At 72.4% G+C, this 5,601-nt stretch carries 4 protein-coding genes and 1 pseudogene; 2 read left to right on the top strand and 3 right to left on the bottom strand.

Annotation, left to right across the window (positions count from 1 at the left end):
* Together AB0C20_RS34865 and AB0C20_RS34860 are read left to right on the top strand one after the other, a co-directional pair.
* A pseudogene (locus AB0C20_RS34865) lies at positions 1–543 on the top strand (serine/threonine protein kinase); the annotation flags it as partial.
* Between the two features lie 112 nt (positions 544–655).
* Entirely contained in the window at positions 656–1,918 is a 1,263-nt protein-coding gene (locus AB0C20_RS34860; RefSeq protein ID WP_357188701.1) for a nucleotide sugar dehydrogenase, read from the top strand.
* 92 nt (positions 1,919–2,010) lie between these two features.
* Here the strand turns inward: AB0C20_RS34860 and AB0C20_RS34855 are convergent, their stop codons facing one another.
* The 3 genes from AB0C20_RS34855 to AB0C20_RS34845 form a co-directional block, all read right to left on the bottom strand.
* A complete protein-coding gene (locus AB0C20_RS34855) occupies positions 2,011–4,485 on the bottom strand; it encodes an ABC transporter permease (protein WP_357569612.1) in 2,475 nt (824 codons plus the stop codon).
* A 147-nt stretch (positions 4,486–4,632) separates the two neighbouring features.
* Complete coding sequence (locus AB0C20_RS34850; protein WP_357188697.1) at positions 4,633–5,298, bottom strand: response regulator transcription factor; 666 nt, start codon at positions 5,296–5,298, stop codon at positions 4,633–4,635.
* Positions 5,295–5,601 (bottom strand): ATP-binding protein (locus tag AB0C20_RS34845; protein ID WP_357569611.1); only part of this gene is annotated, 307 nt, incomplete at its 5' end. The genes AB0C20_RS34850 and AB0C20_RS34845, both read right to left, overlap by 4 nt.

Genomic DNA, 5,601 nt, shown 5'->3' with positions numbered 1-5,601 from the left:
GACTACTCCTGTGTGCACGCGGTGCAGGCGTTGCGGTCGGCCGGTTACGAGACCGGGCCGGGCACCCGCACGGACGTGCCGGCCGGGGCGGCGGTGGCGGACGGGCGCCAGCGACGGCGGGGTCCGCTCGTCGGCGCGGCGGCGGCCATGCTTGTCGCGCTGGTCGGGCTCGGCGCGGCGCTGGCCGCGACGCGTAACGTCGGCGAGGACCCGGCGGTCAATCTGCCGGCCACCTCGCCGACGGTGGCGCCGAGCGGCCCCGTCGACCTGCCCGCGGCGAACGAGCAGATCACCAGCGTCGAGCCGGGCCGACCGGACCGGCCGCACGTCCCCGGCAACTCCCCGTCGGCCTCGGTCTCCGCCACGCCGAGTGTGCAGCCGAGTCAGACCGCCAACTCGCCGACGCCGACGGCGGGCGTCACCACGGCGCCGCCTACCAGCGCGGCGCCCACGACGGCCGCGCCGCCGACGACCAGCGCGCCTCCTGATCCACCCGCCACCTCCAGCCCGCCGCTCGATCCGGAGGTGCCGGCGGGCGGCTGAGCCGACCCCCGTCAGTCCCAGCAGCACCGATATCCCCAAAACGGACTTACGACGCCGAAGACGCCTCTAGGCTCTCAGCAGGCTATTTACACCATCTGCCGCGGGAGCCTGGGTGAGCGCTGAAAAGCTGGTCGTGATCGGTCAGGGGTACGTTGGACTGCCGCTGGCCATGCGGGCCGTCGAGGCGGGGCTCGACGTGGTCGGTCTCGACGTCGACGCCGACCGGGTGAAGCGTCTCGCCTCCGGCGAGTCGTTCGTCGAGGACATTCCGGCCGACCGGCTGGGCCGCGCGTTGGGCAGCGGCCGCTACCACCCCAGCACTGAGTACACCGATGCAGACGGGTTCGACATCTGCGTCATCACGGTGCCGACCCCTCTGCGCGACGGGACCCCGGACCTGAGCTACGTCGAGCAGGCCGGCATCGGTATCGGCCCGTACGTACGCCCGGGCTGCACTGTGATCCTGGAGTCGACCACCTACCCGGGCACCACCGAGGAGCTGCTGCGCCCGCTGTTGGAGTCCGCCAGTGGCCTGACCAGCCCCGGTGACTTCCACCTCGGCTACAGCCCCGAGCGGATCGACCCGGGCAACCCGACCTGGCGACTCGAGAACACCCCGAAAGTGGTCTCCGGTGTGGACCCGGCGGCGCTGGCCCGGGTGGACGAGTTCTACCAGCGCCTCGTGGAACGCACCGTACCTGTGGACTCCACCCGCGTCGCCGAGCTGACCAAGCTGATCGAGAACACCTTCCGCCAGGTCAACATCGCGCTGATCAACGAGCTGACCATGCTCTCGCACCACCTCGACATCGACGTCTGGCAGGCGATCGACGCCGCCTCGACCAAACCGTTCGGTTTCATGCCGTTCCGGCCCGGCCCCGGCGTCGGCGGGCACTGCCTGCCGATCGATCCGTGCTACCTGTCCTGGCAGGTCAAGCGCCGCCTCGGTCGGCAGTTCCGGTTCATCGAGCTGGCCAACGACGTCAACCACGAGATGCCCGAACACGTCGCGCAGCGGATCATGGGAGGGCTGAACCGGGACGGCCGGGCCGTCAGCGGCGCCCGACTGCTACTGCTCGGTCTGGCGTACAAGAAGAACACCGGCGACATGCGCGACTCCCCCGCCGTGGACGTGGCCCGTCGGTTGCAGGCCCTCGGCGCCGAGGTGCACGCCGTCGAGCCGTACGCCGAGGCGCACCAGATCCCCGCCGGGATCACAGTGGTCGGGCTCAGCGAGCGTGAGGTGCGCGCGGCCGACGCGGTGGTGGTGGTCACCGACCATGACGCCTTCGACTACGACCTCGTGGTCAGGCACGCCCGCTACGTCTTCGACACCCGCAACCGGTGCGTCGGCCCGATGGTCGAGCGCCTGTAGACCCGGCACCGCTGGCCGGTCCCGCCGCCGGGGAAGATGGCGGGACCGGCCGGCGGATGTCCGTCTGCCAGCACTGACGTGACCCGGCAGGGTCACTGGTCGGCGAGCGCCTCGACGACCGGGCGGGACAGCGCCCGGCGGGCCGGCAGCACCGAGGCGAGCAGGGCGGCGAGCACCGCGACACCGAGGATCAGAGCGAGCTGGCCGAACGGCAGCACCACGTGGAAGTCCCCGCCGAGGCGGTCCAGCAGGGCCATCGTGGACGCGCTGACTCCGGTGCCGAGCCCGACCCCGAGCACCGCGCCGACCAGCGCCATCAGCACCGCCTCGACGGCGAGCACCGCCCGCATCCGCCCTCGGGTGAGCCCGACCGCCCGCAGCACGGCGTTCTCCCTGGTCCGTTCGACCACCGACAGGCTCAGGGTGTTCGCCACGCCGACCAGGGCGATCACCACGGCAAGACCGAGCAGTGCGGTGACGAAGGCGAGAAGCATGTCCACAGTGCCGGTGAGCATCTTCTTGTAGGCGCCCTGGTCCATCAGGTTCACCGTCGGGTAGCGGCCCAGCACCGCGGTGATCGCGTCGCGGGCCCGCTCGGGGCTCACTCCGGCGGCGGGGTCGATCTCGGCCAGGTATCCGCGTTGGGCGGGGAAGAGCGCCGCGAAGTCCTGGTCGGACAGGTCGATGACGTGACCCGCCGGCACCTCACCGTCGGGGCTGTCGTCGGTGACCACGGCGGCCACCCGGAACGACTTCCCCCTGAGGGTCACCGGGGAGCCGACCTGCCAGCCGCGGGCCCGCGCCAACTCGCTGTGCACCAGCACCTGCCCCGGCCCGACCCGCTCGGCGTCGCCAGTCAGCACCTTGCTCAGCGTCCGGGCGACCAGCGCCGGGTGGGCCGCGCGGATCTCGACGTCGTCGACGACAGTGCTGCGCTGCTCGTGCACCACACCCAGTTCGGGACGTGAGGCGAGTTCACCGACGAGCACGGCCGGCAGGTCCTGACCGATTCCGGTGACCACGAAGTCCGTCCCTATTTGGGCGTCCACGCTGCGTTCGATGCCGTCCTTGGTGCTGCGCGCACCGACCATGAACGCCGATACCAGTCCGATACCGATCACCAGCGCGGTGGCCGTCGCGGCGACCCGCCGCGGATTGCGCACCGTGTTGTTGACAGCCAGTTCACCGATGGTGCCGAGCACTCGCCGGACCGGCCAGCCGAACACCCGGGCCAGCGCGGGGACGAGCACCGGCCCGAACAGCACGATCCCGAAGAAGGTGAGCACCCCACCCACCGCCACCAGGAGCAGCTGACCGGCGCTGCCGGCGCCGGCCAGCGCGGCCACACCGACGGCGAGGACCACAGCGCCGATGCTCAGCCGAACCCGACCAGCACCCCGGCTGGGCTGCACCGCGGCGTCGGTGAGCGCCGCCACCGGGGCGATTCGCGTGCCCCGCCAGGCCGGCAGCAGGGCGGCGCACACCGTGAGCCCGGTGCCCAGCAGCAGGCCGGTGAGCACTGTCGAACCGGTAACGGTCAGCCCACCGGTGACCGGCACGTCCAGTTGGGACAGCAGCAGCCGCAGACCGCTGGCGAGGGCCACCCCGAGCAGCACCCCGAGTGCGGAGGCGACCAGCCCCAGCACGGCCGACTCCAGCAGTGTGGACCGGAAGACCTGTCCCCGGGTGGCGCCGATCAGGCGCAGCAGCGCGGTCCGTCGGGTGCGCTGGGCCAGCACGATCGCGAAAGTGTTGGCGATCACGAAGCCGGCCACCACTATCGCGACCCCCACGAAGATCAACAGCAGCATGCGGAACTGGTCCACGTTGCGCACCGCGTCCTCCACGGCCTCGTCGAGGATCTGCTGGCGACTCTTCACAGTGGCTTCGGCGCCGGACACGGCGCGTACCTTCTCGGTCAGCGCCGCGACGTCGGCGCCCGGTCGGGCCGCCACCATGATCCGGCCGTAGCCCCGCTCGCCGGTGAGGGCCAGGGCGTCCGGCCCGACCAGGCCGACGAACGGACCGCCGACGTCGCGGGCGGTGCCGGCCACGTCGACGGTGCCCACCAGGGTGTACGGGCGGGCCGCCCCACCGGTGGCGCCGATCCGGACCGCCGCGCCGAGCCCGAAGCCCTGCTCGGCCGCCGTCGGCGCGTCGAGCACCACCTCGCCGGCCCGGTCGGGCAACCGGCCGGCCACCACGTCGTACGAGCGCAGCGCATCCTCGGTGGGGATGGCGACGAGCATTGTGAAGCCGAGCACCGGCCGACCGTCGGCTCCGACGATGCCGGCGGTGTTGGTCAGCTCACCGGCGGCGGCGGCCACCCCGTCGACCGCCCGCACCCGGTCGACCAGTGCCGGGGGCAACACCTCGCGGCCGGCCGAGTAGACCCCGAGGTCGGTGTGGCGGTCGAAGGTGCCGGCCCGCTCGTACGCCCCGGTCCGCATCCCGTCGACGAAGATCATCGTGCCGGCGACGAACGCGACGCCGAGCACGACGGCGAGCGCCGAGAGCAGCATGCGCAGCGCTTCGGCGCGCAGCGAACGCAGGGTCAGGCGGATCATGCGGGGCTCCCGGTGCAGGTGGCGGATCGGACCCCTCCGACGCTATGGCCGGCACCGGTCTGTCGATCTCCACCTGCGCGCTCGACTTGCGTGCGCCCCGGGTCGCGGTGCGCACGCCGGTCGCTACGACCCAGGTCGTACGCGGTGTCATCCGCCGGGTGTGACCAGCCCGCTCTCGTACGCCAGGACCACCGCCTGGACCCGGTCGCGCAGCTGGAGTTTCGCCAGGATCCGCCCGACGTGGGTCTTCACCGTCGCCTCGGCCACGTGCACCCGGGCGGCGATCTCCGCGTTGGACAGCCCCTGCGCGACCAGTAGCAGCACCTCCCGTTCCCGGTCGGTGAGCTGCGCGAGTCGAGGGTCCGCGCTCGGGGCCGCGCCGAGCTGACCGGCGAACCGGTCCAGCAGGCGCCGGGTGATCGACGGAGCCACCACCGAGTCGCCCTGGGCCACCACCCGGATCGCGGCCAGCAGCTCCTCCGGCGGGACGTTCTTGAGCAGGAAGCCACTCGCCCCGGCCTGTAGCGCCGCGAACGCGTCCGCCTCGGTGTCGAAGGTGGTCAGCACCAGCACCCGAGGGCCACCCGCAGGCTGCTCGGCGCAGAGTCGACGGGTCGCCTCCACGCCGTCCATGGTGGGCATCCGGATGTCCATGACGACCACGTCGGCCTCGGTGCGGGCGAGCACCCGCAGCGCGTCCGCGCCGTCGATCGCCTCCCCGACGACCTCCAGGTCGGGCTGGGATTCCAGCACCATCCGGAACCCGGCGCGGACCAGCGCCTGGTCGTCCACGATCACTACCCGGACCGTCATGCCGCGATCACCTCCGTTGCCGGCTCTGACGGTAGCGGCAGCCGAACCTCGACCTGCCAGCCCCCGGTCAGTCGGGGACCGGCGGTGAGGCTGCCGTCGTACACGGTCACCCGCTCCCGCATGCCGAGCAGGCCGTGACCGCCGGACGGCGCCGGGCTGACCAGCGGGCGGCCGCGGCCGTCGTCGACCACCCGGACCACGACGGCCTCGGCGGTGTACGACAGGACGACCTCGACACCGGCGCCGACACCCGCGTGCTTGAGCGCGTTGGTCAGCGCCTCCTGCACCACCCGGTAGACGGTC

The organism is Micromonospora sp. NPDC048843 (assembly GCF_040649965.1).
GTDB classification, from domain to species: domain Bacteria; phylum Actinomycetota; class Actinomycetes; order Mycobacteriales; family Micromonosporaceae; genus Micromonospora; species Micromonospora hortensis.
This window is presented reverse-complemented; position numbering and strand designations above follow the sequence as displayed.

Excerpts from the sequence above, each read along its gene's own strand:
- AB0C20_RS34855 (WP_357569612.1), bottom strand. The coding sequence starts at position 4,485 with ATGATCCGCCTGACCCTGCGTTCGCTGCGCGCCGAAGCGCTGCGCATG.
- AB0C20_RS34850 (WP_357188697.1), bottom strand. The coding sequence starts at position 5,298 with ATGACGGTCCGGGTAGTGATCGTGGACGACCAGGCGCTGGTCCGCGCC.